Below are 1,919 nucleotides of genomic sequence, written 5' to 3' on the forward strand. Positions count from 1 at the left end.
AATCGAGTAGGAGGTAGATAATTATTTTATCTACCGACCTCTCACACCACCGTGCGTACCGGTCTGGTACACGGCGGTTCTTTAAGTTTAATGAATTTTAATATATTGACGCGTTAGGCTTTTTAAGCCTAAGTCGGTAAAGAATTGATTTGTAAGTGTAGTATTTAATATTGCACTATTAGCTACTCGCCAATATCCTTTACGGGTATTGGCAAATTTTAATGACTGGTAGTGATTTAATCCTAACTTCCTAAGGTTTTTATATCTTGTTTTAACCTTTTTCCATTGTTTCCATATACACATTCTTAGTCTTTGTCTTATCCATCTATCCAATTGCTGAACTATGCCTTTGCATTTGGCTATTCCATAATAGTTAATCCACCCAATATTAGTTTGATTTAATTTAATTATTCTTTGTTCCAAAGTCATCGGTTTCGACCTAGATAATATCTCTCTAATTTTATCCTTGTATCGTTTTAATGATTGTTTAGATATGGTAGGACAAGCTTTTCCAAAAGATAGTATTATCGTAAATCCTAGAAACTTTCTTTTCCATGGTCTCTCTACTGCACTTTTACTTCTATTTACTTTTAATTTCAATTTACCTTCTATGAAATTTGTTATGTTCTCCATAACTCTTTCTCCAGCTCTTTTACTCTTAACGTAAATATTGCAATCGTCAGCGTAGCGACAGAATTTATGACCTCTTTTCTCTAGTTCCTTATCTAATTCATCTAGAATTATATTAGATAGAAGTGGACTTAATGGACCCCCTTGTGGAGTTCCTTCCTCACTTGTAACTACTATTCCGTTAATCATTATTCCAGATTGAAGATATTTTCTTATTAACCTTAATACTCTCTTATCTTTTATATCTCTTGAGAGCTTATACATAAGTATATCGTGGTTGACTCTATCAAAGAATTTCTCTAGGTCTATATCTACAACCCACCTGTAACCTTCATTAATATAAGTTTCTGCTTTTTGTATAGCATCTTTCGCTCCTCTTCGAGGACGGAATCCAAAACTATTTTCTGAAAAGTTCTCGTCATAGATATAATTTAGCTCTTGAGCAATTGCTTGTTGAATAAACCTATCCAAAACTGTTGGTATTCCTAATAATCTAGTTCCTCCATTTGGCTTTGATATTTCAACTCTTCTAACTGGCATCGGTTTATACTCATTATTTAAAATACTTTCTTTTATTGATAACCAATTATCTTTAAGAAATTGTCTAAGTTCATAGACTGTCATTCCATCGACTCCATGGCTACCTTTATTTGAAATTACTCTTCTCATTGCTAGAAGTAAATTTTCTCTTGATAGTATTCTCTCCAATGAGCCATATTCGAATTCACTGGCTTCTCCTTTTGAAGTTGCCGAGAATCCTCTATGCACTCTTTGCATATTTTCAGGTTCCACCTTATCTTTTGCACTAGAGCCTAAATATTTAGTTTTCTGCAATTCTTGATTATTCTGCGAAACTTTCAAAATTTAAAACCTCCTTAAAGTTCAGTCCTTCATCCGCTATTCGCGATTAGCGGAGTTACTATGACCTCTGCTGACTTCTGATAGTTCAGCTATATATCACTATATAGGTTATTGTTTTAGAAATTCATCTTTATTAACAATATATCTATCAGACCTCCCCAGGTAAGAACAACAACCTTCATCTCATATATCTGCTACATTTACTCCTAAGGTTTCGGGTAGTGTTGGACTTTGTTTTGTAATGCAGACTCGTCCCACCTTAGTGAGCCTTGTATGTAGTTCGTGTTCCTCAGACCGAGACTTTGCCTCCGACTTCCTTCAGATTCCACCTCACGATGGACACCCTTGTCCTTGGCTAGTGGTTCCCACTACCAAGCCCACAACGGACTTTCACCGTCAAGTTGTTGCCCATGCTGGGCACACATTAA

At 35.3% G+C, this 1,919-nt stretch carries 1 protein-coding gene; it reads right to left on the reverse strand.

The features are described 5' to 3' along the window. Positions 1-87: 87 nt before the first annotated feature. Positions 88-1,491 (reverse strand): group II intron reverse transcriptase/maturase, encoded by a 1,404-nt coding sequence (gene ltrA, locus Q0Y03_RS15400; RefSeq protein WP_297714664.1) that lies wholly within the window; start codon positions 1,489-1,491, stop codon positions 88-90. Positions 1,492-1,919 lie beyond the last annotated feature (428 nt).

The sequence above is a fragment of the Clostridium sp. genome, assembly GCF_026168755.1.
Lineage (GTDB): Bacteria > Bacillota > Clostridia > Clostridiales > Clostridiaceae > Clostridium.